At 70.8% G+C, this 22827-nt stretch carries 20 protein-coding genes; 11 read left to right on the top strand and 9 right to left on the bottom strand.

Annotated elements, in window-relative coordinates:
• The first annotated feature begins 15 nt into the window (after window positions 1-15).
• Window positions 16-435 carry a VOC family protein gene (locus tag LCL61_RS03820; RefSeq protein WP_340685536.1) on the top strand — a complete coding sequence of 140 codons (420 nt, stop codon included), beginning with the start codon at window positions 16-18 and terminating at the stop codon, window positions 433-435.
• Here the strand turns inward: LCL61_RS03820 and LCL61_RS03815 are convergent.
• The 4 genes from LCL61_RS03815 to LCL61_RS03800 are packed head-to-tail and all read right to left on the bottom strand — an operon-like array spanning window position 410 to window position 8527.
• Entirely contained in the window at window positions 410-1900 is a 1491-nt protein-coding gene (locus LCL61_RS03815; protein ID WP_340685535.1) for an MFS transporter, read from the bottom strand. The genes LCL61_RS03820 and LCL61_RS03815 overlap by 26 nt on opposite strands.
• Window positions 1897-6093 carry a beta-ketoacyl synthase N-terminal-like domain-containing protein gene (locus LCL61_RS03810; protein ID WP_340685534.1) on the bottom strand — a complete coding sequence of 1399 codons (4197 nt, stop codon included), beginning with the start codon at window positions 6091-6093 and terminating at the stop codon, window positions 1897-1899. The genes LCL61_RS03815 and LCL61_RS03810 overlap by 4 nt, the downstream gene beginning before the upstream one ends.
• Entirely contained in the window at window positions 6090-7829 is a 1740-nt protein-coding gene (locus LCL61_RS03805) for a fatty acyl-AMP ligase (RefSeq protein ID WP_340685533.1), read from the bottom strand. The genes LCL61_RS03810 and LCL61_RS03805 overlap by 4 nt, the downstream gene beginning before the upstream one ends.
• 35 nt (window positions 7830-7864) lie before the next feature.
• Entirely contained in the window at window positions 7865-8527 is a 663-nt protein-coding gene (locus LCL61_RS03800) for a hypothetical protein (protein WP_340685532.1), read from the bottom strand.
• Window positions 8528-8973: 446 nt separating this feature from the next.
• Here LCL61_RS03800 and LCL61_RS03795 point away from each other — a divergent pair, with 446 nt between their 5' ends.
• Genes LCL61_RS03795 through LCL61_RS03785 form a run of 3 tightly spaced genes read left to right on the top strand, consistent with a single transcriptional unit; the run spans window position 8974 to window position 12073 of the window.
• A complete protein-coding gene (locus tag LCL61_RS03795) occupies window positions 8974-10020 on the top strand; it encodes an alpha/beta hydrolase family protein (protein ID WP_340685531.1) in 1047 nt (348 codons plus the stop codon).
• Window positions 10017-10850: an SDR family NAD(P)-dependent oxidoreductase gene (locus tag LCL61_RS03790; RefSeq protein ID WP_340685530.1), complete on the top strand. Its 834-nt coding sequence runs from the start codon at window positions 10017-10019 to the stop codon at window positions 10848-10850. Before LCL61_RS03795 ends, LCL61_RS03790 begins: the two co-directional genes overlap by 4 nt.
• A complete protein-coding gene (locus LCL61_RS03785) occupies window positions 10847-12073 on the top strand; it encodes a glycosyltransferase (RefSeq protein WP_340685529.1) in 1227 nt (408 codons plus the stop codon). The genes LCL61_RS03790 and LCL61_RS03785 overlap by 4 nt, the downstream gene beginning before the upstream one ends.
• On the opposite strand, the gene LCL61_RS03780 is transcribed toward LCL61_RS03785, so the two are convergent.
• The gene (locus tag LCL61_RS03780) at window positions 12070-12504 is read right to left on the bottom strand and encodes an SRPBCC domain-containing protein (RefSeq protein ID WP_340685528.1); all 435 of its coding nucleotides are present in this window, start codon (window positions 12502-12504) and stop codon (window positions 12070-12072) included. The genes LCL61_RS03785 and LCL61_RS03780 overlap by 4 nt on opposite strands.
• A 253-nt stretch (window positions 12505-12757) precedes the next feature.
• On the opposite strand from LCL61_RS03780, the gene LCL61_RS03775 reads away from it, so the two are divergent.
• Together LCL61_RS03775 and LCL61_RS03770 are read left to right on the top strand one after the other, a co-directional pair.
• Entirely contained in the window at window positions 12758-13561 is an 804-nt protein-coding gene (locus LCL61_RS03775; RefSeq protein WP_340685527.1) for an LLM class flavin-dependent oxidoreductase, read from the top strand.
• A 159-nt stretch (window positions 13562-13720) separates the two neighbouring features.
• A complete protein-coding gene (locus tag LCL61_RS03770) occupies window positions 13721-14704 on the top strand; it encodes a TerC/Alx family metal homeostasis membrane protein (protein WP_340685526.1) in 984 nt (327 codons plus the stop codon).
• Between the two features lie 110 nt (window positions 14705-14814).
• Here LCL61_RS03770 and LCL61_RS03765 read toward each other — a convergent pair whose 3' ends face one another.
• Window positions 14815-15117 (bottom strand): hypothetical protein, encoded by a 303-nt coding sequence (locus LCL61_RS03765; protein WP_340685525.1) that lies wholly within the window; start codon window positions 15115-15117, stop codon window positions 14815-14817.
• Window positions 15118-15157: 40 nt separating this feature from the next.
• On the opposite strand from LCL61_RS03765, the gene LCL61_RS03760 reads away from it, so the two are divergent.
• From LCL61_RS03760 to LCL61_RS03745, 4 genes are all read left to right on the top strand, one after another.
• The gene (locus tag LCL61_RS03760; RefSeq protein WP_340685524.1) at window positions 15158-15394 is read left to right on the top strand and encodes a hypothetical protein; all 237 of its coding nucleotides are present in this window, start codon (window positions 15158-15160) and stop codon (window positions 15392-15394) included.
• Between the two features lie 27 nt (window positions 15395-15421).
• Window positions 15422-15616, top strand: a complete 195-nt coding sequence (locus LCL61_RS03755) for a hypothetical protein (RefSeq protein WP_340685523.1) — start codon at window positions 15422-15424, stop codon at window positions 15614-15616.
• Between the two features lie 171 nt (window positions 15617-15787).
• On the top strand, window positions 15788-16567 hold the full coding sequence (locus tag LCL61_RS03750) for a hypothetical protein (RefSeq protein WP_340688483.1): 780 nt from the start codon (window positions 15788-15790) through the stop codon (window positions 16565-16567).
• Complete coding sequence (locus LCL61_RS03745) at window positions 16564-18231, top strand: serine/threonine-protein kinase (RefSeq protein WP_340685522.1); 1668 nt, start codon at window positions 16564-16566, stop codon at window positions 18229-18231. The genes LCL61_RS03750 and LCL61_RS03745 overlap by 4 nt, the downstream gene beginning before the upstream one ends.
• A gap of 14 nt (window positions 18232-18245) precedes the next feature.
• Here the strand turns inward: LCL61_RS03745 and LCL61_RS03740 are convergent, their stop codons facing one another.
• Complete coding sequence (locus tag LCL61_RS03740) at window positions 18246-19031, bottom strand: PRC and DUF2382 domain-containing protein (protein WP_340685521.1); 786 nt, start codon at window positions 19029-19031, stop codon at window positions 18246-18248.
• A 371-nt stretch (window positions 19032-19402) separates the two neighbouring features.
• Between LCL61_RS03740 and LCL61_RS03735 the strand changes: the two genes are divergently transcribed.
• Window positions 19403-21004 (top strand): ABC-F family ATP-binding cassette domain-containing protein, encoded by a 1602-nt coding sequence (locus tag LCL61_RS03735; protein ID WP_340685520.1) that lies wholly within the window; start codon window positions 19403-19405, stop codon window positions 21002-21004.
• A gap of 4 nt (window positions 21005-21008) precedes the next feature.
• On the opposite strand, the gene LCL61_RS03730 is transcribed toward LCL61_RS03735, so the two are convergent.
• Together LCL61_RS03730 and fdhD are read right to left on the bottom strand one after the other, a co-directional pair.
• Complete coding sequence (locus tag LCL61_RS03730) at window positions 21009-21830, bottom strand: class I SAM-dependent methyltransferase (protein ID WP_340685519.1); 822 nt, start codon at window positions 21828-21830, stop codon at window positions 21009-21011.
• Between the two features lie 82 nt (window positions 21831-21912).
• Entirely contained in the window at window positions 21913-22758 is an 846-nt protein-coding gene (gene fdhD, locus LCL61_RS03725; RefSeq protein WP_340685518.1) for a formate dehydrogenase accessory sulfurtransferase FdhD, read from the bottom strand.
• Window positions 22759-22827: the final 69 nt, after the last annotated feature.

Genomic DNA, 22827 nt, shown 5'->3' with positions numbered 1-22827 from the left:
GAGCAAGGTGGCATCATGCGTCTGACCAGCTTCTACCCCGTTCTCATGACCGAGAAGATCACCGAAACACGGGACTTCTACTGTGACCACTTCAGCTTCGAGCTCACCTTCGAAGCCGACTGGTATGTCAGCCTCAAACGCGGCGAGTGGGAGCTGGCGATCCTCGCCCCCGGGCACGAGACCATTCCCGCCGGAGCGGGCAAACCCGTGCAGGGACTGTTGCTGAACTTCGAGGTCGATGACGTCGACGCCGAGCACCGGCGGCTGATCGTGGAGGCGGGGCTGCCCGAGGCGCTTTCCTTGCGCAGCGAGGATTTCGGGCAGCGGCACTTCATCGTCGCCGACCCCAACGGCGTGCTGATCGACGTGATCCAGGAGATCCCGCCGACCGGGGAGTTCGCCGAGCAGTTCACCGACGAGGCACGCCCGCGCTGACGACGACGGCCACCACGAACAGTCCACAGGCGACGGCCGCCGACACCTGCAATCCTGTGGTGCAGGCGGCCTTCGCGGCATCGAGTAACTCGCCGGCCAAACGCGGCGTGAGACCGGACGTGGCCGCTTCGGCTTGAGCGGGCCCCGACAAGGCCAGTTGCCGCGCCGGTTCCGGTACACCGGCAGGGACGGCCAAGTGCCCCGCGTACACCGCGGCGGCCAGGGAACCGAACACCGTCGTCCCGAAGCCCGCGCCCAGTTCGTAGCCCGTCTTCTCCACCGCCGCGGCGCCGCCTGCCTGGTCCGCCGAAGTCGCCGAAAGCAGGGTGTCGGTGCTCGACGTGAGCGCGAGAGCCATCCCCAGGCCCAGCCCCGTCAGCCCGGCGCCGAGCAGCACCGGCGACGTGAGCGCGGCCGATCCCGCCGCCGGGACCAGCAACGACACCGCCGCGACGGCGAACCCGGCCGTGCGGACCCGCGCGTTGCCATAGCGTCCCAGCAGCGACGGGGTAACGACACTGCCGACGGCAGAAGCGCCCAGCACCAAGAGCAACCGGCTCGCCGCCGCGGTGGGCGAAAGCCCGAGCACCACCTGTAGGTACTGGGCGAACAGCAGGCCCAGCCCGACCAGTGTGCTCATCACCAGCAGCACCCCGCCCACCGCGGCACGCACTCCCGGCCGCCGGAACAGGGTGAGGTCCAGCAGCGGCGGATCGGTCCGGCGCTGGCGGCGCAGGAACAGTCCGATGAGGACACATCCGGTCGCACCAGACGCGACGGCCGTGGGCCACGCGCCCGGATGCCCGACGGCGAAAGCGATCCCGAGGACACCGCCCGCGGCGAGGGTGGCGCTGAGCGCGTCCCACGAGCCCCGTCCCGGAGGGTTCCGGGGGAGCCACCGCAGTGCCAGCACGACCGCCGCCAGGATCACCGGCGGATTCAGCAGGAACGTCGCCCGCCAGCCCCATGCCTCGACGAGCACTCCGCCGAGGATCGGCCCGAACACCGATCCGGTGCCCGCGATCCCGCTGCACACCGCGATCGCCGTGCGGCGATGCTTCTGCTCCGGGAACAGTTCGCGCAGCAGCGACATCGTCACCGGCATGATCATCGCGCCGCCACAGCCGAGCAACGCGCGGAATCCCAGCAGTGCCGGGACGTTCGGCGCGAACGCGCAGCCCAGCGACGCGATCCCGAACACGACGTACCCGGTGACCAGCACGCGTCGCCGTCCGTACCGGTCGCCGAGGGTCCCGAACGGCAGCAGCAGCGGCGCGGCGGTCAGCGGGTAGATCGCCACGATCCACACCTGAGCCGCCGCGCCGGGCCGCAGCTGCCGGACGAGGTCGGGCAACGCGACGTGCAGCACGGTCGCGTCGACCGCGACGAGGAAGAGCCCGGCGCCGAGTACCGCCAGCAGCGGCCAGGCGCGGTCGACCGCTCGCTCGGCCCGGGCCGTGGTCACAGGAGTCCCGTCAGATGCCTCGCCACGACATCGACGTGGGGCGGGTCGACGACCGACAGGTGATGCGCCTCGACCGGCACGATCTCCAGCCCCGGGCACAACTCCGCCCAGCCCGCCGCGAGATCCGTGCGCGAGTACCGGGGCTCCATCGCCAGCCCGGCCGCGTACTGCTCGGTCGCCCGGTAGAGCACGACCCGTCCGTCGTAACGGCGGGGCGTACCGCGTTCGGCCGCCAGCGTGTCCAAAAAGGATTGACGCTGGTGCCGGAGTACGCCGGGGCTGAGCAAGCCCGCCTCGGCGACGCGCCGCATGGTCAGCTCGATCTGCTCCTCTTCGGGCAACGGAGCCAACTCTTCGTGACCGAGCCGCACTTCGCGGCCGTAGGTTCCCTCGACGTAGCCGGTGAACCGCAGGAACCGCCGGGCGGACGACGCCCTCGGATCGAGGTCCGGCTCCGGGAGCGGGAGCATGGTGTCGATCAGCGCGACGAACTCGACCTCTTCGCCTTCTTCGGCGAGCCGCGCGGCGACGCCGTAGGCCAGCGCCCCGCCGAACGACCAGCCCGCCAGCCGGTACGGCCGGTCGCGACGCTGAGCTCGCACCAACGGCAGCAACTGCTCGACCCGATCTTCGATGCTGACCCCGGGAACGCGTTCGAACCCGACGCACGGCACCGAGGTGGGCAACCGGTCCAGCAGCGGCCGGTACACGGTGCAGGTGCTGCCTCCGGGGTGGAACAGCAGCAGCGGCGCGACCCCCGTTTCGCCGGGAGCGAGGACGTGCACCGGCCCCCGCTCCTCCCTCGTGTCGAGGATGGCGCGGGCGACGTCGGCGATGGCCGCGAGCGAGTCGTGCCGCCGGAGTTCGGCGGCGGTGACCGGCGTGTCGAGTTCGGTGCTGAGCCCCTCGGCGAGCAGTTCGGCCAGCCGGTCGGGTGTGCCGGTCTCGGTCAGCCGAATCTGCGTACCGGTCGCTTCCGTCCCGGTGTGCTCCTGCCACAGGCGCAGGACGAGGCGATCCGCCGCGTCCCAGGCTCGGCCACGGGACGGCAACGGTTCCTCGTTCTCCCGGGGCGCGAGATCGCGGCTGAGATCGGCGAGGGTGGCGCCGCGGAGGACGCTGACGGCGTCGGGTTCCGTGCCGAACTCCCGGCGGACGGCTTCCCTGATCCTGTTCGCCATCAGGGAATCCAGCCCGAGTTCCACCAGCGGGACGTCGGCGTCGAGGCGATCGGGACGCAGTCCCATGACGGCGGCGACGATCTCGGTCAGCCGGTCGCCCCCGGCGGTGCGCACCGGTTCGGGTTCCGGCGTGCGTGCCGCGAACGCCGGTGGTGCTTCGGCGGTGGTGTACCAGTGGCGTTCGTGCCGCCACGGAATCGGCGGGACGTCGACCAGCCGGGCACCGTCGTCCGGATCGGCGGTGGTGATCCGGGTGCCCGCGCAGTACAACCCGGCCGCGGCGGCGCCCAGCGTGCGGACCTCGTCCTGGCCCCGGCGCAGGGTTCCCGTGACGACGGCGTCGTGGATCCCCTCGGCTTCGAGGGTTCTCGCCACCGAGCCCCGGAGGATCGGATGCGGCGACACCTCCAGGAAGACACGGTGCCCGTCCGCGGCGGCGGCCGCCACGGCCTGGCGGAACCGCACCGGACGGCGCAGGTGCGCCGCCCAGTACCCGGCGTCGAAGTCCGGCAACTCCCGCGGATCGGCCAGAACCGTGTCGTACCAAGGCACCGTCGGACGACGGCCGCCCAGTTCGACGAGCGCCTCCCGGAGCGCGGGCAGCACCGGATCGACGCGGGCGGAATGCCCGGCGACCTCGACCGGCAGCCGCCGCGCGGCCAGCCCGGCGGCTTCGAGTTCCGCGACGAGCAGGTCGAGCACGGTCGCGTCTCCGGCCACGGTCAGCTGCCCGGGCGCGGATTCGACGGCGAGTTCGATGTCGGGGTACAGCTCCAGTTCCTCCGGCGCCAGTTCGACCGCCGCCATCGTGCCACCCGGGCCGAGGGTGCCCAGCAGCCGGGCACGGGTCGCGACCAGGTGGACGGCCTCGTCGGGGGTGAGCACGCCGCTCACCACGGCGGCGGCCGCGGAGCCGAGCGAGTGCCCGACGACGGCCGATGGCCGGACCCCGAGTGCTTCCCATTGGCCGGCCAGCGCCACCTGCGTCCCGAAGATGGCCGTTTGGGTTTCGGGCAGGGACAGGGGGTCCGCGCTGGTGAGCAGCGCGCGAAGCGAGCGGCCGGTGTGCTCGGTGAACAGGTCGTGCAGCTTGTCGACCTGCGCGGCGAACGCGGGTTCGGCGCGCAGCAGCCCTTGCCCCATCCCCGGCCACTGCGAGCCGTGACCGGAGAACACGAAGACCGGGCCGCCGGTGCTCACGGCGGTGCCGGTGACGGCGCCCGCGGGAAGCGGATCGGCGCCGGAACCGACGGCCCGCAGCAGTGCCGCCAGTTCGGCGGTGTCGCCTGCCACGACGGCGGCACGGTGCGATCCGCCGTTGTCACGCCGGGACAACGTGTGGGTGATGTCGGCGAGGGAAAGCGACGGCGTGGAGTCCAGCCAGTCCGCCAGCTGCGCCGCCCGTTCGGTGAGGCGGTCGCGGGTGCGCGCGGACAGCAGTCCGATCCGGACGTCGGCCCGATCCGGCACCGGTTCCAGCGGCGGCGCCTGTTCGAGGACGACGTGCGCGTTGGTCCCGCCGAACCCGAACGCGGACACTCCCGCCGTGGCACGGCCGGACCGGCGTGGCCACGGCGTCGGCTCGGTGACCACCTTCAGGCGCAGGTCGTCGAACGGGATGTGCGGATTGGGGGCGGTGAAATGCAGCTGTGGTGGCAATTCGTCCCTGGTCATCGCCAGGACGACCTTGATCAGCCCGGCGATCCCCGCGGCCGCCTCCGCGTGCGCGATGTTCGTCTTCACCGAGCCGATCAGCAGCGGGGCGTCTGCCGGGCGGTCCTTGCCGAGCACGGCGCCGAGCGAGCGGGCCTCGATCGGGTCACCGAGCAGCGTGCCGGTGCCGTGTGCCTCGACGTAGTCCACAGTGGACGGATCGAGCCGGGCGCCGTGGTACGCCGTGCGCAGCATGTCCTGCTGGGCGACGGGGTTCGGTGCCGCCATACCTTGTGACCGGCCGTCGGAGTTGACCGCGGTGGAGCGGATCACCGCCAGCACCCGGTCGCCGTCGTACTCGGCGTCCGTCAGCCGCTTGAGCACGACGACGCCGCAGCCTTCGGCACGCGCGATGCCGTCGGCGTCCGCGGCGAACGTCTTGCACCGCCCGTCCCCGGCGAGCAGGCCGGCGGCGGCGAACGCGGCGGTCGGACCGGGCAGCAGCATGAGGTTCACTCCGCCGGCCAAGGCCAGATCCGCCTCGCCGTCGCGCAGCGCGCGCACCGCGTGGTGCACCGCGACCAGTGACGAGGAGCAAGCGGTGTCCACCGCCATGCTCGGCCCGCGCAGGTCGTAGACGTAGGAGAGCCGGTTGGCCGCGATGCTCCCGGCCGCGCCGGTCGCGGTCCAGAGATCGACGCCACCGCGCGACATCGTGAGATGCCCGTAGTCGTGGGTCGAGATCCCGGTGAACACGCCGGTCCGGCTGCCGCGCAGGGTGGCCGGGGCGATCCCGGCGTGTTCGAGCGCGGCCCAGGCGACCTCCAGCAGCATCCGCTGTTGCGGATCCATTGTGGACGCCTCGCGCGGGGTGATGCCGAAGTGGTCGGCGTCGAAACCGGCCACGTCGTCGAGGAAGCCGCCGACGATCGGGGCCGCGTCGGCGTCCCAGCGGCCCGGCGGAGCGGTCCGGACGGCGTCCCGTCCGCTGCGCAGCAGATCCCAGAACTCGTCGAGGCCGTCCGCGCCTGGCCACCGGCAGCCGAGCCCGACGACGGCGATCGGGTCGGTCCGGCGGCGGTCCGTGCCCGTCTGCGCCGGCTCGGGCTCCGTACCGCCGGTGAGCGAGCGGGCCAGGTGATCGATGGTCGGGCTCTCCCACAGCAGGGTGGCCGGGAGCGGGGTGCCGAGCAGATCTTCGAGGTCGGCGGCGATCCCGACGGCCTGGCGGGAGGACAGGCCGTAGTCGCTGAGCGGGCGGTCGGCTTCGAGCCGGGCCGCGTCGACACCGGTGTGCTCGGCGACGGTGTCGAGCAGCCAGCGGCGCAGCGCCGGGGCGTCGAACGTCGGGTTTCTCATCGCACCAAGGCCTTTCCGTAATCGCCGGCGAGGTAGCGGTCGCGGCAGGCGCTCCGCGCGATCTTGCCGCTGGAGGTCCGCGGGACCAGGCCCGCCGGGACGAGCACGACGTCACGCAGGGCGAGGCCGTGCGCGTCGGAAACCAGCCGCCGGATCGAGGCGGCGAGGGCTCGTTCGTCCTCCGTGGTCAGCGCGGTGTGACCGCGGTGCTCGGCGACGACCACCGCGGCTTCGGTGTCGGTGCCTTCGACGGCGAACGCGGCGACACTGCCGGGGCGGATGTCGCGGTCGGCCGAGGCGGCGGTCGCTTCGACGTCCTGCGGGTAGTGGTTGCGGCCGTCGACGATGAGCAGGTCCTTGATCCGTCCCGCGATGTAGACCTCACCGTCGTGCCGGACGCCGAGGTCGCCGGTGCGCAGCCACGGACCAGCCGGAAGTTCCCCGTGGTCGCCCGTCAACCGGGCGCCGAAGGTTTCGGTGCTCTCCAACGGTTTCTGCCAGTAGCCGGTGCCGACGTTGGGTCCGTGGACCCAGATCTCGCCGACCGCGCCGTCTTCGAGCGCGACGCCGGTTTCCGGGTCGACCAGCGCCACAAGCTGACCCACCGGGACACCGCAGGCGACGAGCCGGAGACCGGTGTCCGCCCGCCGCGCCGTTCCCGCGCCCAGCGCGACGCGGTCGAACGTGGTGACACGCGGGGGAACACCGGGGCCAGTGGTGACGAAGACGGTCGCTTCGGCCAGCCCGTACGCGGGCCGCGTCTTGTCCGGGGTGTACCCGGCTTCGGCGAAGGTGTCATGGAACCGGTCGAGCACTCCGGGGTTGATCGGCTCCGCGCCGTTGACGATCGCGGCGACGCGGTCGAGGCGGAGCTTGGCGCGGTCCTCCTCGCGCACCCGGCTCGCGGCGTAGTGGAACGCGAAGTTCGGGGCGGCGCTCCAGCTCGCGTTGTGGTCGCCGAGCAACTCCAGCCAGCGCACCGGACGCTCGATGAAGGCCAGCGGGTCCATCAGTACCGACCGCATGCCCATGGCCAGTGGCGTGATCAGACCGAGGACGAGACCCATGTCGTGGAACAGCGGCAGCCACGACACCGTGGTCCCGGCCGGGTCGATCCCGAGTCCGTGCACCGCCTGGCTGACGTTGGCGAGCACGTTCGCGTGGGTCAGCACCACTCCCGCCGGGCTGCGGGTCGAACCGGACGTGTACTGCAGGTACGCCACGTCGTCCGGTGCCGGGGCCGGGGCGGGCCAGGCGCGGCCGGGCCCGGTGGGCTTGTCGGCCGCGACGACGGCGACGCGCTCGCCGCCGGGCAGGCCCACCAGGAACTCGCGGACCGCGTCCACCGACGCGGACGTGGTGACGACCGCGGTGGGGGAGCAGTCGGTCAGCACCGCGGCGAGCCGTCCGGCGTGCCCGGGCAACCCGGGATCGAACAGCGGCACGGCGATCGCGCCCGCGGTGATCGCGCCGAGGAAGGCGACGACGTAATCGGCGCTCTGCGGGCACAGCACCGCCACCCGGTCACCGGGCCCGACGGGGAGAGCCGCCGCGACGGCGTCGACGCGCTCTTGGAGTAGCCGCCAGCTCAGCGTCCTCCGGCGTCCGGCGCGATCGGCCGAGAAGTCGGCGAAGGTCAGCGCGGCCCGGTCGCCGTCGCTGTCCGCCCAATGCCGGAGGCAGTCGGGGAGGGTGGGGCCGGCCGTGGCGGGCAGGTTTTCGGGGGCCAGGGACATGGCAACTCCTCGGGGATGGGTCGGGGTGCGGGGATTCAGCGGCCGAGCGGCCCTGCGGCGTGCCGCCAGGCGGCGACGGCGAGGGCGTCGAGATCGAGGCCGGTCGTTCCGGCGTCACGAAGCACGACCAGTACGTCGTCGGCGGCGATGGCGACGGTGCGCAGACGCAGCCCCGGCAGCTCGGAGGGCTGGCCGGGTAGCGTCAAGAGTTGTTGGTAGGAAAGGGTTCTCGCCCCCGGAACGGCGGGAGCGGGGTGGACGGTGACGGTCGACACCGCGGTACCGGCCGCGTCGTCGACCGTCACCTTCGAGCACCGCCCGGCCTGCGCGGCCCATGCCGCCAGATCGGGCGGGTTCGTCGTGCGCGCGACGAGTTCGGAGACCTGGCCGCCGGGCACGGCGGACTGGAAGCCCTGGCCGGTGGCACCGGCGCCGACCAACCTGCCGTGGACGACGTCCTCGCATCCGCCGACGTCGACCCTGCCGCTCCGCCCGCGGTCCGAGGTGGACAGTGCCGACGCGACGTCGAAACCGTCGCGCGCGGACGCGTTCGGGACGGTTTCCGGAGGCAGCAGGGCGGCGGTCGGAACCGTGGGGGAAGGCGGTGCGGGTGCCGCCTGAATCGATTCTCCGGGCGCGCCGGAAATGGTCACCAACGCTGCGGTGGACAAGACGAGCGCGCGAATTCGGGCAGCCATGAATAGCCCTTTCGGAAGGGTCCTTGGGGAGGTGTGGTCCCTTCGGTGGGACGCGGGCGCCGGGTCGCGTGAGGGGACGCCGAACCCGGGCGGCACGACGAAGGCTACGACGGGAAATCGAATACCGGAAGGTGTCAAGAGAACGTAAATGTCCTTCGTGTACAGGGTGTGACCTGCGAGTTCCGGGATTTTCGCTGGTATGCGAGCCGGTCTGGTACTCCCGTGCCACAGTTCCTTACTGTCTGTGAGCGACGGGTCACCCTGATGGGGGAGGTGGGTGCATTTCTTGTTTCCCTGGCATTCATATTGTCCTCCCGGATTGTGGGCAGGACAATTGCCTGGAAGGGGTCCGTCCGCTTAACGTGTCGCTACCTCTGATTTTCTTTCTCGGGTAATCGCCGTCACATTTTCGAATTCGATCGAACGACCGGGACAAAGGATTACGTATGCGCACTACTTCGAGGCGGCTGCGGGCCGTCGCGTCGCTGACGGTCGCGGCGTGCTTGCTGCCGAGCGTCGCCGCCGCACCGGCGCGGGCCGAGAGCGGTGTCCCGGACGCCCGTGCCGACGACGGCTCGCACGTCGTCGCCCAGACCACTGTGGACGGTGACCCGCGGATGCTGGATCTCACCGTGCGCTCGGTCGGCGTCGGGAGCTACGCGATGGTCCGGCTGATCCTGCCGTCAAGGTGGGAAGCCGATCCGGAGCGGAAGTGGCCGGCGGTGTACCTGCTCGCCGGTGAGACGCGCCTCCAGGACTACCGCGGGTGGACCGCCAATACCGACATCCGGAAACTCGCCGACGACTCGGGTGCGCTCGTGGTGATGCCGGGTTCCGGTTCCGCCGGGTTCTTTTCCGACTGGTGGAATTACGGCAAGAACGTCGTGCTCAACCAGTGGGAGACGTTCACCGCGGTCGAGATCCCGCAGCTGATCGATCGCGGCTATCGCGGGGACGGGCGGCGGGTCGCGGCGGGGCTCTCGCTCGGCGGATACGGCGCGGTGGAACTCGCCGCCCGGCGGCCGGGAGTGTTCCGCTTCGCCGGGTCGTTCAGCGGCAATCTCAACCCCACCGGCCCGTTCGGCGAGCTGCTGACCAGCGCGATCGTCGCCTCGGCCCGGCAGGATCCCGAAGCACTCTGGGGCGACCGGAGGCGCGAGTCGTCCCGGTGGGACGCCCATGATCCGCTGGTGAACGCCGACCGCCTTCGCGGCACCGAGCTGTATCTGTCCACGGGCAACGGCCTGCCGGGGCCGTTCGACGGGAAACTCCCGATCGACGTGCTGCCCGGCGCGATGCTGCTCGAATTCCTGTGCTCCGGCCAGACCACCGCGATGGCGGATCGGCTGAACCGGCTCGGCGTCCCGGTCATGACGGACTTCTACGGGCCGGGCACGCACCACTGGGCGTACTGGCAGGACCAGCTGCACAAGACCTGGCCGAGGATGCTGCGGGCGCTTTCCGCGCCGGCGAAGCCGGGGGAGGCGACATGACCCGTCCGTCCTTTGTGGTCACCGGGGCGTCGAGCGGGATCGGCCGGGCGTGCGTGGCCGAACTCGTCCGGCGGGGCGCCCACGTCTGGGCCAGTGTGCGTACCGACGCGGACGAAACGGAACTCGCCCGTGTTCACGGCGAGGCCGTCACCGTACTGCGGATGGATCTCCGCGATCCGGCGTCGATCGCGGCGTGCGGTGAGAAGGTCGCGGCGGCGGGCCCGCTCCGCGGTCTGGTGAACAACGCCGGGATGGCCCGGCCGGGACCGCTGGAACACGTCCCGCTCGAGGACTTCCGGCAGCAGCTGGAGGTCAACGTCACCGGTCAGCTGGCCGTCACGCAGGCGATGCTGCCCGCGCTGCGTGCCGCGCCCGCCGCCAGGGTGGTGACGGTCGGGTCGATGGGCGGGCGGATCGCCGGGCCGATGGTCGGGCCGTATCACACGTCGAAGTTCGGCCTGGTCGGCTTGACCGACAGCCTGCGGGCCGAACTGGCGCCGTCCGGGATCGGCGTCGTCCTCGTCGAGCCCGGTGCCGTCGCCACGTCGATCTGGCCGCGCGCCCGCGCCGCAGCCGGAGAAGTGCGTGCCGCCCTGCCGGAAGCCGCGCGGGAAAGGTATGCGGCGCAACTGGACGAGGCCGAACGCAGCGCGGAGCGGTCCGCGCGGAACGGTGTGCCGCCCGAGCGGGCGGCGAGGGTCGTCGTCCACGCGCTGACCGCCCGGCGGGTCGCGCCGCGGTACTTGGTCGGCAGGGACGCGCATATCGCGGCGGTACTGGCGAACCTGCCGTTCCGCCTCCGCTACCGGTTGACGGCGGCGAAGCGATGACCAGGCTCGTCGTGATCGTCGCTCCGGGCTCTCGCGGCGACGTCCAGCCGTGCATCGCCCTGGGGCGTGGTCTCGACGGCGACCGGGTCCGGGTGCTGGCGGCCGAGCGGTTCCGCACCTTGGTGACCGGGCACGGCCTGGATTTCGCGCCGCTCTCCGCCGACCCGAGCGAGATCCTCGGATCGGACGGCGGACGCGAATGGACCGAGGGGCGCACGTCCGCGACCTTCCTGCGTGGGCTGCGCGGTGCGTTGGCCCCGGTGATGGAGCGTCTGCTGGCCGACGTCCAGGGAGGAGCGGCGGGGGCTGACCTCGTCCTCGCCCCGACGCTCGGGTTCCTCGGCGCGCACCTGGGTGCCTCGCTCGGCGTCCCCGACGTCGAGCTGCACTACCAGCCCAGCGTGCCGACACGGGCGTTCGCGCATCCGCTGGTGCCGTGGGCGGCCAAGGCCGGGCCGTGCGGCAGGCGGTTGAGTTTCCGCGCTGTCGACGCCGTCGCCTGGCAGGTGCTGAGGCCGGAGGTGGACCGGTGGCGCGAGCGGTCGCTGGGGCTGCCCGCGGCCGGTCTCCGCGGACCCCGGCGATCGGAAACCCCGGTGCTGTGCGGTTTTTCCGACGCGGTCGTGCCACGGCCGAAGGATTGGCCGTCGAGGGTGCACGTCACCGGGTACTGGTTTCTCGAGGCGCCCGCCGCGTGGCGGCCGGACCCGCGACTGCGGGATTTCCTCGCGTCCGGACCGCCTCCGGTGTACATCGGCTTCGGCAGCATGCGGCCGTCGGAGGCGGAGCGGACGTTCGCCGCCGTCCGCACGGCGTTGCGCCGGGCGGGGTTACGCGGCCTGCTCGGTACCGATGCCGCGTCCGGCGACGACGATCTGCTGACGGTCGGGGACGTCCCGCACGCGTGGCTGTTCCCGCGCACGGCGGCGGTGGTGCACCACGGCGGCGCGGGCACGACCGCGGCCGCGTTGCGCGCTGGGGTCCCGGCGCTGGTCTGCCCGGTGTTCTCCGACCAGCCCTACTGGGGAGACCGGGTGTTCCGGCTCGGTGCCGGGCCGCGACCGCTGCCGCTCCGGGGCCTCACCGCGGACTCGCTGACCGCGCGGCTGCTGGAGCTGTCCGGCAACCTGCTGTACCGCCGCGGCGCCCAGTACGTCGCCGGGCGGTTGCGGGACGAGGACGGGGTGGCGCGGGCGCGGGAGGTCCTGCGGGAACTCGGCTAGCGTTGCTCCGCGAGGTGGGTGGCGAGGCGGCTGAAGCAGGACTGCCAGCCTTCGACGTGGCTGTCGCGTTCCGCCACGGTCTCGAAGATCGCCTGGTGGAAAGCCATTTCGGTCTTGCCATCGAGGTCGGAGAGGACGACCGTGACGAGGGTGTCATGGCCGCGGGAGCCTTCCGGTTCCTCCCAGGCGAAGCTGAAGACGAGCCGCTCCGGCGGGACTATCTCGTGATAGACGCCAGACGCCCAGAACTCCGTCTCGCCGTCGCTGATGCAGGTGCGCCACCTGCCACCCTCGGTGAGGTTGACGGTGCAGGACTTCGCGGTGAAGCCTGCCGGGCCCCACCATCGGGCGAGATGGTCCGGGTCGGTCCACACCCGGAAGACGAGCTCGCGGGGAGCGTCGAGGAGGCGAGTGATCGTCAGGTCGGTCATCGAAGTCTCTTCCACAGGGTAATCAACCACGAGGTTAATCAACGTATTGGTTGAACTGTAGTGGTCGTGTCAAGCGGTGAGGCGCGACTCGCGTGTCCAGACCCGTAACTCGCGTGCTTGGAGGCGTAACGCGCCCGGTGCAGTGTGTTCCGCCTCCAAGCACGCGAGTTACGGCTGGAAGCACGCGAGTTACGGCTTGGCGCACGTCGGGAACTCGCCGCGAGTGTCGGTGCCGGTCCGTACGGTCGCACTCATGACTCTGCGCTCAGCACTCTGGCTGCCGATCTTCGACGAACTGGCCGATCCGGTGATCATCGCGCGTCTCGCCGCAGAAGCCGAGGAAGCGGGCTGGCACGGCCTGTTCGTGTGGGACCACGTCCGGTGGCATGAGCCGGTGCGGGCGATCGCCGATCCGTGGATCACCCTCGCCGCCGTCGCGTCCGCCACCGAGAACCTCGCCATCGGTCCGATGGTCACGCCGCTGGCCAGGCGCCGTCCGGTCAAGCTGGCGCGCGAAACGGCCACCCTCGACCAGTTGAGCGGCGGAAGGCTGATCCTCGGCGCGGGGCTCGGCAGTGACCGCTTCGGCGGCGAGTTCTCGAAGACCGGCGACGAAGTGGACGACCGCAAACGCGGCGAGATGCTCGACGAGTCGCTCGAGATCCTCACCGCGACCTGGTCGGGGGAGCCCGTGCGGCACCGCGGTGTGCACTACACGGTCGACGACATCACCTTCCTGCCGCGCCCGGCGCGGCCGATTCCCGTATGGCTGGCGGGCTTCCCCGGGAAGCCGAAGCCGATGCGCAGGGCCGCGCGGTACGACGGGTTCTTCCCGGTGAACCTGCCGCACGCGGACGAGTTCGCCGAGGCGGTCGAGAAGATCACCTCACTGCGCGAAGACGACGAGAAGCCGTATGACTTCGCCATCGGTGTCCCCGCGGGCACGGATCTCGCGCCCTACGAACGGGCGGGCGCGACCTGGTGGATGGCCGAATTTCCCTGGGACGACCTGTCCGTCGACGCGGTGCGCGGCGTGCTGCGGGAGGGTCCGGCTTGACCCAGCCTTTAATAACTCTTTACCAAGTGCGATACTGGACCGGCGAGGGGAGTACTTCCCAAGGGTCTGCCCGGTCAATACGGACACTCCGCTGGTGTCCCCGGGAGACCGCCCCGCAGGGGTGAAGGAGACCTCGAACTTCGAGTTCGAGGAGGCTTCATGCCCGAGTCCGTGGCAACCGTGGGATCGCCGGGGTTGTGGGCGATCAGCATCGCCGTCCTGGTCGCGCTGCTCGTCGTCGATTTCGTGGTGACCCGCCGTCCCCACGAGGTGTCGATGCGGGAGGCCGTCGGCTGGTCGGTCTTCTACATCGCGCTCCCGGTCGTGTTCGGGCTCTGGCTGTGGCTCGAGTTCGGTAGCGGCCAGGCACTGGAGTTCATGACGGGTTTCGTCGTCGAAAAGTCCCTGTCGGTCGACAACCTGTTCGTCTTCATGCTGCTGCTCGCCGCCTTCGCGGTCCCCGCGGCCGTGCAGCAACGCGTGCTGCTGTACGGCATCGTGGGCGCGCTGGTGCTTCGCGGCGTGTTCATCGCGGCCGGTGCCGCGATGCTGTCGGCGGGCACCTGGGCGTTCCTCGTGTTCGGCGTGATCCTGTTCGTCTCGGCGGTCAAGATCCTGCGCGAGGCCATGTCCGGCGGCAAGGACGAGCTGGATCTTTCGCAGCTGCGGTCGGTCCGGCTGCTGCGACGGCTGATGCCGGTCACCGACGACTATCACGGCACCCGGCTCACCGTGCGTGAACACGGGCGCCGCGCGCTCACCCCGCTGGCGGTCGTGGTCGTCGCGGTGTTCGCCACCGATGTGGTGTTCGCGGTCGATTCGGTGCCCGCGGTCTACGGCATCACCGAAGACCCGTACCTCGTGTTCGCCACCAACGCCTTCGCGCTGATGGGCTTGCGTGCCTTGTACTTCGTGCTCCACTCGGCGCTGGCGAAGCTGGTCCACCTGAACCACGGCCTCGCCATCATCCTCGCCTTCATCGGGGTGAAGCTGGTCCTGCACTGGGCACACGGGATCTGGCCGTCGGTTCCGCAGGTCCCCACACCGGCGTCGCTGGGCGTGATCATCGCCGTCCTGGTCACGGTTTCGTTCACCAGTCTGTACGCGCGCCGCCGCGACGCCGCCAGGACGGCACAGGAGTGAGCGATGATCACCGCACTCGTCGTCGGTTTCCTGGTCGACCTGGCGATCGCCGCCCTCTTCCTCGCCGCGGTGTTCCTGGTCTTCGCGGCGATGCGGCCACCTCGGTGACCTCAGGGGAAGCGGATCAAGGTGATGCCGGCCAGCACGAAGAACACGAGCACCACCAGGGTGCCGCTGTGCCCGCCTGACGAACTGGTCACCACCTGCTCGACGGCGCCGGTCAGCCGCACGCCGCAGTCGGCGACGACGGTATGCCTGCCCGCCTCGATCCGGGTGAACTCGACGGCCGCGGTGAAGGCGCCGGTGGCGTCGGCATAGGCGCCGCCGACGCGCTCGCCGTCCGACGTCAGCGTGACCCGCTCGCCAGGCGTGCACCCCTTGCCGGTCGCGGACAGTGCGTCGCCGGGTTTCACGGTCGGCCGATCGAGGATCAGGTCATCGGGGCCCGGCGGCGTGCTGCTGGACGAGGGGACGTCCGTCGCCGGCGGGGGAGTGTCCGTTGTGGATGGTGGTTTCGTCGTGGGCGGCGGCGTCGTGGTGACCCGGGTGGACGGGGTGGTGGTCGTTCCGGGTCTGGTCGTGGTGGTCACCGGGACGGTCGGCTTCGTCGTCGGGGGCACCTTCGTCGTCGGTGGCGCCGTCGTCACGGTCCCGGTCACCCGGAAGGTCGCGTTTCCGGTCAACGGCTGACCGGTCCGCGCGTTCGTGCAGGTGCCCGTGACCGTGTGGCCGCCGGGTGACGCGTTCTCCGGAACCGTCGCCCCGGTCTGTCCACTGGGGGCGCTGACCGACGTAATGGCCGTTCCTTCCCAGGTGAAAGAAATCGGGCCTTTGCACGGAGAGAAATTCCAGGAAATGGTGAACGAACTCCCGGCGGGACCGCTCGAAGGTTTCAAACCAACCGTGGACTGATAAGGGGACTGCTGTGCGTTTCCCGCTCCCACGTGGGAAAGCAGGAACAACAACCCGGTCACGGTGCCGAATATCAGGCGAACCACGATACGCATTGGGACGTCCCTCTCCGGTAAGTACTCGCTGTAGCATTCCGGACCAGTCGGATAAGGAAAACAGGGGATGCGCAAAATGGGACGTGTCATCGCGGCAGGGGTTGCGTTGGGTCTGTGCGCGGTCCTCCTCGGCTCGCCACCGGCCGTCGCGGACAGTGGCGGACTCGACCTGGCGGTCACCTTCGACGACCGGCCGATCACCAACGCCACGGTCGTGATCGATCCGGCGAAGCAACTGGAACTCACCGTCACGGCGACCAACAGCGGCGGTACCGCCGTCAAGGTCCGTAGCGTGCGGGTGTCCGGAGTGGCGCTCGCCCTGACCTTCTTCGCCTACGACACCACGGCGCCGTTCGAAGTACCCGCGCACAGTCGCGTCACCAGGACCTTCGTACTGGACATGGCGGACCTGTCCGGTCAGGCGATCGGACTGCTCCCGTCGACGGTCGAGCTGCTGGACGGCCGGCGCGGCACCCTCGGAGAGGCGACCACGGTCGCCGACATCCGCGGATCCTTCTGGTCCGTCTACGGCGCTTTCGGGCTCACGATGCTCGTGCTCACCGTGCTGGCGTGGCTGACGGCCCTGCTCGCGCTCGCCCGCCATCGCCTCCCTGCCAACCGGTGGCGTCGCGGCCTGCGTTTCCTGCCCGCCGGCTTCGGCACCGGCCTCGTCGCGGTCGTCTCGCTGTCGGTCCTGCGGCTCGTCCCGCCGGAGCCCGCGATCGAGATCCCGGTGGTGCTCGGCGCCGCCGTCATCGCGTTCCTGCTCGGCTACCTGACCCCGCATCCCGCGCCGGGGCCCGCCGGCGACGAGACGGTCCGCTTTCCCGACTCCACCAAGGAATTCAACCGATGAGCGCACCCGCCGAGGTCGTCGCCGCGCTGCCGCAGTACGAGATCGGGCCCGCGATCGGCCAGGGCGGGATGGGGGTCGTCTTCGCCGGCGTCCACCGTTCGCTGCGCCGCGACGTCGCCATCAAACAGCTGCCGTGGGACGTGCTGAACCACGCCGCCAGCAGTGAGCTCTTCGACCGCGAAGCGCGTGTGCTGGCCAGCCTCGACCATCCGCACATCGTGCCCGTGTACGACTACGTCCGCACCGGCCGCGAGCATCTGATGGTGATGGAACGCCTCGACGGCGGCACCGTGTACAGCCGCTTCCGCAGCGGGGAGGTCGGCGGGGAGCAGGCCTGCGCGATCGGATTGGCGATGCTCGCCGGGCTCCACGCGGCGCACGAAGCGGGCGTGCTGCATCTCGACGTCAAGCCGAAGAACCTGCTCTTCACCACACAAGGCGTGATGAAGGTGGCCGACTTCGGCATCGCGAAGGTGATCAGCGAGGGCGCCACCCTCGTCACGCACGGCGGCGAGGTCCTCGGCACACCTGCCTACATCGCGCCCGAGCAGGCGATGGGCAACGCGCTGAGCCCGGCGGCCGACGTCTACTCGGCGGGCACGGTGCTCTACGAACTGCTGTCCGGGAAGCTGCCGTTCGACAACACTCGCGGCGCGATCAGCATGATGCGCCAGCACATGTTCACCGATCCGCGCCCGATCGACGGCGTGCCGTCGCCGATCGCCGGGGTCGTCATGCGCAGCATCTCGCGTGAGCTCGACTCCCGGTACCGCGACGCGGAGACCTTCGCGGCCGACCTCGCCTCGGCCGCCACCGCCGTGTACGGACCGGGCTGGCTGGAACGCTCCCGGGTGCCGGTGCGGCACCTCACCCCACGGGTGATCTCCGCGTTCGGCACGCCGATCCCGGCCGGAGACGGCCCGACGAGACCGGTGCACCGCCCCGCACCGGATCCGACGCTGTCGGCGACCCGCGCGAGCTTCGAGCCCGAGTCCCGGTCCGGCGCGGTGCTCTGGTTCCGAGTGACCGCGGCGGCCGCCGCGATCGCGCTCGTGGTGCTCACCCTGCTCACGCCGGAACGGCTGCCGCACGCGGCCACGACACTGAAGATCGACGGTGTCGCCGCCTCGTCGGCGCCCGTGGATCTCAGCAAGACTTTCGCCGTGACGGGGGCGGGGCGCCCGGAACAGGTGACCCTCGACCTTTCGGCCGCCGGGATCCCGCTCGGTTCCGCGTCGGCGGTGCCGAAACCCGACGGCGAGGGTTTCCGTGCCGATCTCGCTTTTCCCGGGCTCACCCGCTGGCTCGCCGGCGGAGCCGCGACCGCGACCTTGACGGCCGACGGCGTCCCGAGGACTTTCACCGTCGTCACGCGGCAGCATCCGCTCGCGAGCGCGCTCGGCGCGGGCAGCCTGATCCTCGCCCTGTTCGCCTTGGCGTACCTGGAATCCGGGCTGCGGACCATCCGGAACGGTCACCGGTGGCGGGGCGCGCTCGTCGGCGGTCCGGTGCTGGGTCTGCTTTTCGGCGCGACGGCGTGGTTGTGCGTCTCGGTGCTGCGAGTGCACGAGCCCGCGGTGCTGTTCGGCGTCGGCTGTTCGATCGCGGGTGCCGTGGCGGCCGGTTTCGTGGTCGCGGCCGCCCGCGCCCGCCGCATGCGCTGACCCCGGGGGCCGGCTCACGACTTGCGGTGCTTGCCTTCGTCGTCGGTGACCTCGAACTGTTCCTTGCGTACCTTGCCGGACACCGTCTGGTCCTCGGTGACGGTCTCGGTCTTGAGCCTCGCCCGTTCCACCGCGACGGTTTCCTTGTTCACCACCGGTTTCTCGGCGTGGAGCACGACTTCCTGCTCGTCCTCGGCTATCTCGGCGCGCTCGCCGCCCGGCTTCGTGATCGGTTCCCGTTCGATGCGCACCTCCTCGTGGCTGACCGGAACGGTGACCTGCTGTTCCTCGGTGACGACGTACTTGCGCAGCCGGACATGGCCGGTCTCGACCTGCTCGGTGCCGACGTTCAGCCGCTCCTCGGACCGTGTCATGGTCGGTTCGGCGTCCGGGTGCTTCCTGCCGGTGTCCAGACCGGCCTGGGTCCGGCCGGCGTCGCCCCGGCCCTGCGCCCGGTCGTCCATCCGGCCGTCCGGTGAGGTCCGCGGCATCGGCAGCCCGTAGTGCTTGTACAGCTGCGCGCTTTCCTCCGCGGACAAGTGGCCGTCGGCCTCGATGCGGGGTGCGTCGGTGACCGCGTCCTTGTCGACGCGGACGTGGACGCCGTCCTGGTCCGCGTGCGCTCCGGACAGCGGGACGAAACTCTCCTTGGTGCCGAACAGGCCCGTCTTGACGGTGATCCATTCCGGCTGGCGCGTCGCGTCGGCGAGGTAGACGTTGCCCACCTTGCCGAGCTTGTTGCCGGTCGGGTCGACCACGGCACTGTCGATGAGCTCCTGCGGCTGCATGGTCTTCGCCATCGGTCCCGCTCCTCTCGGAAGTTGCCTGCTGAGAAGCCCACCGTCGAACGGGCCGGTGATCATGGCAACCGTCGTGGTGCCCCTGTGGGTGACCCCGGAAAGTGGTGGTTTGAAGCCCCGATCACGGGCTAGGAGCGACGTGTCTTCGCGAGTGAAGGGGGGTCTCCGTGGGGTGACACGTAGTCGCGGGGGATGGCGCGAACGTGTGGTTCCGAAATTCGGATGCGGGGTTCCGAAGGTGTGACCTACGCTCGTGAACGTGATGCAGCAACTGCTGTTCCTCTGAGGAACGACGCCTCCACCGGTGCCGCGAGCCGCGGTACCGGAGTTCGTTCTTCCCGCTCATCACTTTCACCGGAGGCAGTTCCTTCATGTCATCCCCTCTTTCGCCCGCGCCTGTGCGCGCGGCGCACGTCCGCCTGTCCGGCGTCCACCTCTCCTTCGGGGGACGGCCCGTCCTGTCCGGGGTCGACCTCGTCGCCGCCGCCGGCGAGCGTGTCGCCATCGTCGGGGAGAACGGTCGCGGCAAGACCACACTTCTCCGGGTACTCGCCGGTGACCTGGCCGCCGACCGCGGCGAGGTGCACCGATCCGGTTCGGCGGGCGTCGCCGACCAGCAGATCCCGCTCGGGGCGACCGACACCGTCGGCGCGTTGATCGACCTCGAACTGGCCGCCGTCCGCGGCGCGCTGGCCCGGCTCGAGGCTGCCACCGAGGCGCTCAGCGACGGACGTTCCGGAGCCGAAGACGCGTTCGCCGCCGCGCTCGAAGAAGCCGAGGCCCTCGACGCGTGGGACGCCGACAGGCGTGTCGAAGTGTCCTTGGCTGCCCTGAACGCCGTCGACGATCGCGACCGTCCACTCGGGACACTGTCGGTCGGGCAGCGGCACCGGGTCCGGCTGGCCTGCCTGCTCGGCGCCGGGCACCAGGTCCTGCTGCTCGACGAGCCGACCAACCATCTCGACGCGGCGGGGCTCGACCATCTCACCGAGCGGTTGCGCGCGCATCCGGGCGTGGTCGTCCTGGTCAGCCATGACCGGGCCCTGCTCGCGGACGTCGCCACCACGGTGATCGACCTCGATCCGTCGAGCGACGGACGGCCACGCGTCTACGGCGGCGGATACGCGGCCTATGTCGAGGCCCGGCGAGCCGAACGCGCCCGCTGGGAGTCGGCGCACGCCGAGCAGATCGCCGAGCGGCAACGGCTGGCCGACGACCTGTCCGCGGCGCGGAACCGGTTGCGCGACAACTGGCGGCCGCCCAAGGGCACCGGCAGGCACGTCCGTGCCACTCGCGCCCCCGGGCTGGTCCGCGCGGTCCACCGGCGGCAGGAAGAACTGGCCGAGCACGTGGTCGCCGTTCCGCCGCCACCCGCCCGGTTCGCCATGCCCGAGCTGCCGGCGCACGGAGGCGCGACGCTCCTCCGCGCCGCCGGGGTGACGGTGGCCGGACGGCTCGCGCGTCCGGTCGATCTGGCGCTGGAAAGTGGCGACCGGCTGGTCGTCACCGGCCGCAACGGCGCGGGTAAATCGACGCTCCTGGCCGTGCTGGCCGGGGAGCTGGAGCCCGGGACCGGCACGGTCACGCGTTCGCGGTCCGCGCGGATCGGCAGGCTGGGCCAGGAATCCGAGCTGCCGGGCAGGCGGACGGCGATGGAGTTGTACGACGAACAGCTCGCCAGGGCCGGGATCCCCGGGCCGGGGCTGGGCGAGCTGGGCCTGCTCGCCGGCTACGACCGGCACCGGCCGGTGGCCGAACTGTCGGTCGGCGCCCGGCGTCGGCTGGACCTGGCACTGATGCTGGCCCGCCGTCCGCACGTCGTGCTGCTGGACGAGCCGACCAACCACCTCTCCGCCGCACTCGTCGACGAGCTGACCGCCGCGCTCGAAACGACCCCGGCCGCGGTGGTGATCGCCACGCACGACCGGCAGTTGTCACGCGACACGGCGTCCTGGCCGAGGCTCGCGTTGTGACCGGTCAACCGCGGTGGGCGAGGGTGTAGCGCACGGTCTGCGCCAGCACCATACTCCCGTCGTGCTCGCGGAGCGGTTCGAGCTCCGCGAGCACGGCCTGGCGCACGGCGTCGAGGTGGTCTTCCGGGATCAGCTCCCAGAACATCCGCTGGCCGTGCGACCACGACCAGGTGATCCAGTGCCCGGGGTCGGCGAACTTCACCGGATAGACGCGTTCCACGGACGTGACACCGGTGAAACCCGCCGACGCCACGGCCTGGCCGAATCCTTCGATGGTGGCGAACAGTCCCGCCCTGACGGCCAGTGTCCAGGCCAGCTCCGGCGGAACGAACGGTTTGAACACCTCGCGCACGCCCGCCCACCGGGGATCGTCGGCGCCGAACGTGGTGACACCCAGCCGGCCGCCGGGTGCGAGGAGGCGATGCCAAGACCGCAGGCCGTCGACCGGATCAGGCAGGAAGAACACCACGAACGACGCGAGGACGGCATCGAAGGCGGCGTCGTCCAGCGTCGGTTCTTGGGCGTCCATAAGGGAAACCGAGGCGTTGGCACCACGTGCCTCGATATCCTTCGCGGTGCGCTCGACCATTTCCGCGGAAAGGTCGATCCCCAGCACCGATCCTTCCGGGCCGACCTGCTCGGCCGCGGGGAACAGCACCGCGCCCCGTCCGCAGCCGACATCCAGCACGCGCTCACCGGGAACGAGCCCGACCCGGTCGAGCAGTTCCGCGGCGAACGCGCCGAAGAAGTCGACGCCGAGCGCGTCGTAGGTCTCCGCCGTCCGATCGAACAGCCGCGCCATCGCCTGCCGGGTGTAAGCGCTCATGCCCAGGACGATGGCCCCGCGAAAACGGTGTTGTCAAACGGATGCTCAGGATTTATCAGTCTCGTGAGTGGTAAGGACGGTTCTAACCGTCCTTACCACTCACGAGGCCGAGCACCCGCTGTTCGCCGCTGTAGAGGTTCATGCTGTCGCCACGCAGGAAACCGATGAGGGTCATGCCGTTCTCGTCGGCCAGTTCCGCGGCCAGCGACGACGGCGCGGAAACCGCCGCCAGCAGGCCGATCCCGGCCATGGCGGCCTTCTGCACCAGTTCGAACGAGGCGCGGCCGGAGACCAGCAGTCCGACGTCCGACGCGGGGATCCGGCCCTCCTGCAGCGCCCAGCCGAGGACCTTGTCGACGGCGTTGTGCCTGCCGACGTCCTCGCGGACGACGGCGAGGTTCCCGTCGCCGTCGAACAGGGCGGCCGCGTGCAGCCCGCCGGTGCTGGAGAAGACCTTCTGGTGTGCGCGAAGCGTGTCCGGGAGTTTCGACAGCGCTCCGGTGCTCACCGCGAACTCGGACTTCTCCGGCGAAAACCGGCTCTTCAGCTTCACCGCGTCGAGCGCGGCCTTGCCGCAGACGCCGCACGAGGACGTGGTGTAGAAGTTCCGCTCGACGCCCGTCTCCGGCGGAGCCACCCCATCGGCCAGCGCGATGTCCAGGACGTTGTAGGTGTTGCGGCCCTGGTCGTCGACGCCGTCGCAGTACCGCGCGACCGCGACGTCCTCGCGCGAGGTGAGCACGCCCTCCGACAGCAGGAACCCGTGCGCCAGTTCCACGTCGTTGCCGGGTGTCCGCATGGTGACCGCGAGTGCCTTGCCGCAGACGCGGATCTCCAGCGGTTCTTCGGCCGCGAGCGCGTCGGGCCGCCGTACGTCCTTCGCCGCGGAGATCTTCCGCACCGGACGCCGCACCGTCACCCTGCCCACTTGTCCACCCTTCTGACCGATTGTTCGACACTTGAGTACTGCAACGTCGGGAATTAAGTAATACATTCC

Source organism: Amycolatopsis coloradensis (genome assembly GCF_037997115.1).
Classification (GTDB): Bacteria; Actinomycetota; Actinomycetes; order Mycobacteriales; family Pseudonocardiaceae; genus Amycolatopsis; species Amycolatopsis coloradensis_A.
This window is presented reverse-complemented; position numbering and strand designations above follow the sequence as displayed.

Excerpts from the sequence above, each read along its gene's own strand:
- LCL61_RS03775 (WP_340685527.1), top strand. The coding sequence starts at position 12,758 with ATGACTCTGCGCTCAGCACTCTGGCTGCCGATCTTCGACGAACTGGCC.
- LCL61_RS03820 (WP_340685536.1), top strand. The coding sequence starts at position 16 with ATGCGTCTGACCAGCTTCTACCCCGTTCTCATGACCGAGAAGATCACC.
- LCL61_RS03805 (WP_340685533.1), bottom strand. The coding sequence starts at position 7,829 with ATGTCCCTGGCCCCCGAAAACCTGCCCGCCACGGCCGGCCCCACCCTC.
- LCL61_RS03785 (WP_340685529.1), top strand. The coding sequence starts at position 10,847 with ATGACCAGGCTCGTCGTGATCGTCGCTCCGGGCTCTCGCGGCGACGTC.
- LCL61_RS03750 (WP_340688483.1), top strand. The coding sequence starts at position 15,788 with ATGGGACGTGTCATCGCGGCAGGGGTTGCGTTGGGTCTGTGCGCGGTC.
- LCL61_RS03730 (WP_340685519.1), bottom strand. The coding sequence starts at position 21,830 with ATGAGCGCTTACACCCGGCAGGCGATGGCGCGGCTGTTCGATCGGACG.
- LCL61_RS03735 (WP_340685520.1), top strand. The coding sequence starts at position 19,403 with ATGTCATCCCCTCTTTCGCCCGCGCCTGTGCGCGCGGCGCACGTCCGC.
- LCL61_RS03810 (WP_340685534.1), bottom strand. The coding sequence starts at position 6,093 with ATGAGAAACCCGACGTTCGACGCCCCGGCGCTGCGCCGCTGGCTGCTC.
- LCL61_RS03780 (WP_340685528.1), bottom strand. The coding sequence starts at position 12,504 with ATGACCGACCTGACGATCACTCGCCTCCTCGACGCTCCCCGCGAGCTC.
- LCL61_RS03790 (WP_340685530.1), top strand. The coding sequence starts at position 10,017 with ATGACCCGTCCGTCCTTTGTGGTCACCGGGGCGTCGAGCGGGATCGGC.
- LCL61_RS03740 (WP_340685521.1), bottom strand. The coding sequence starts at position 19,031 with ATGGCGAAGACCATGCAGCCGCAGGAGCTCATCGACAGTGCCGTGGTC.
- LCL61_RS03800 (WP_340685532.1), bottom strand. The coding sequence starts at position 8,527 with ATGGCTGCCCGAATTCGCGCGCTCGTCTTGTCCACCGCAGCGTTGGTG.
- LCL61_RS03745 (WP_340685522.1), top strand. The coding sequence starts at position 16,564 with ATGAGCGCACCCGCCGAGGTCGTCGCCGCGCTGCCGCAGTACGAGATC.
- LCL61_RS03770 (WP_340685526.1), top strand. The coding sequence starts at position 13,721 with ATGCCCGAGTCCGTGGCAACCGTGGGATCGCCGGGGTTGTGGGCGATC.
- LCL61_RS03795 (WP_340685531.1), top strand. The coding sequence starts at position 8,974 with ATGCGCACTACTTCGAGGCGGCTGCGGGCCGTCGCGTCGCTGACGGTC.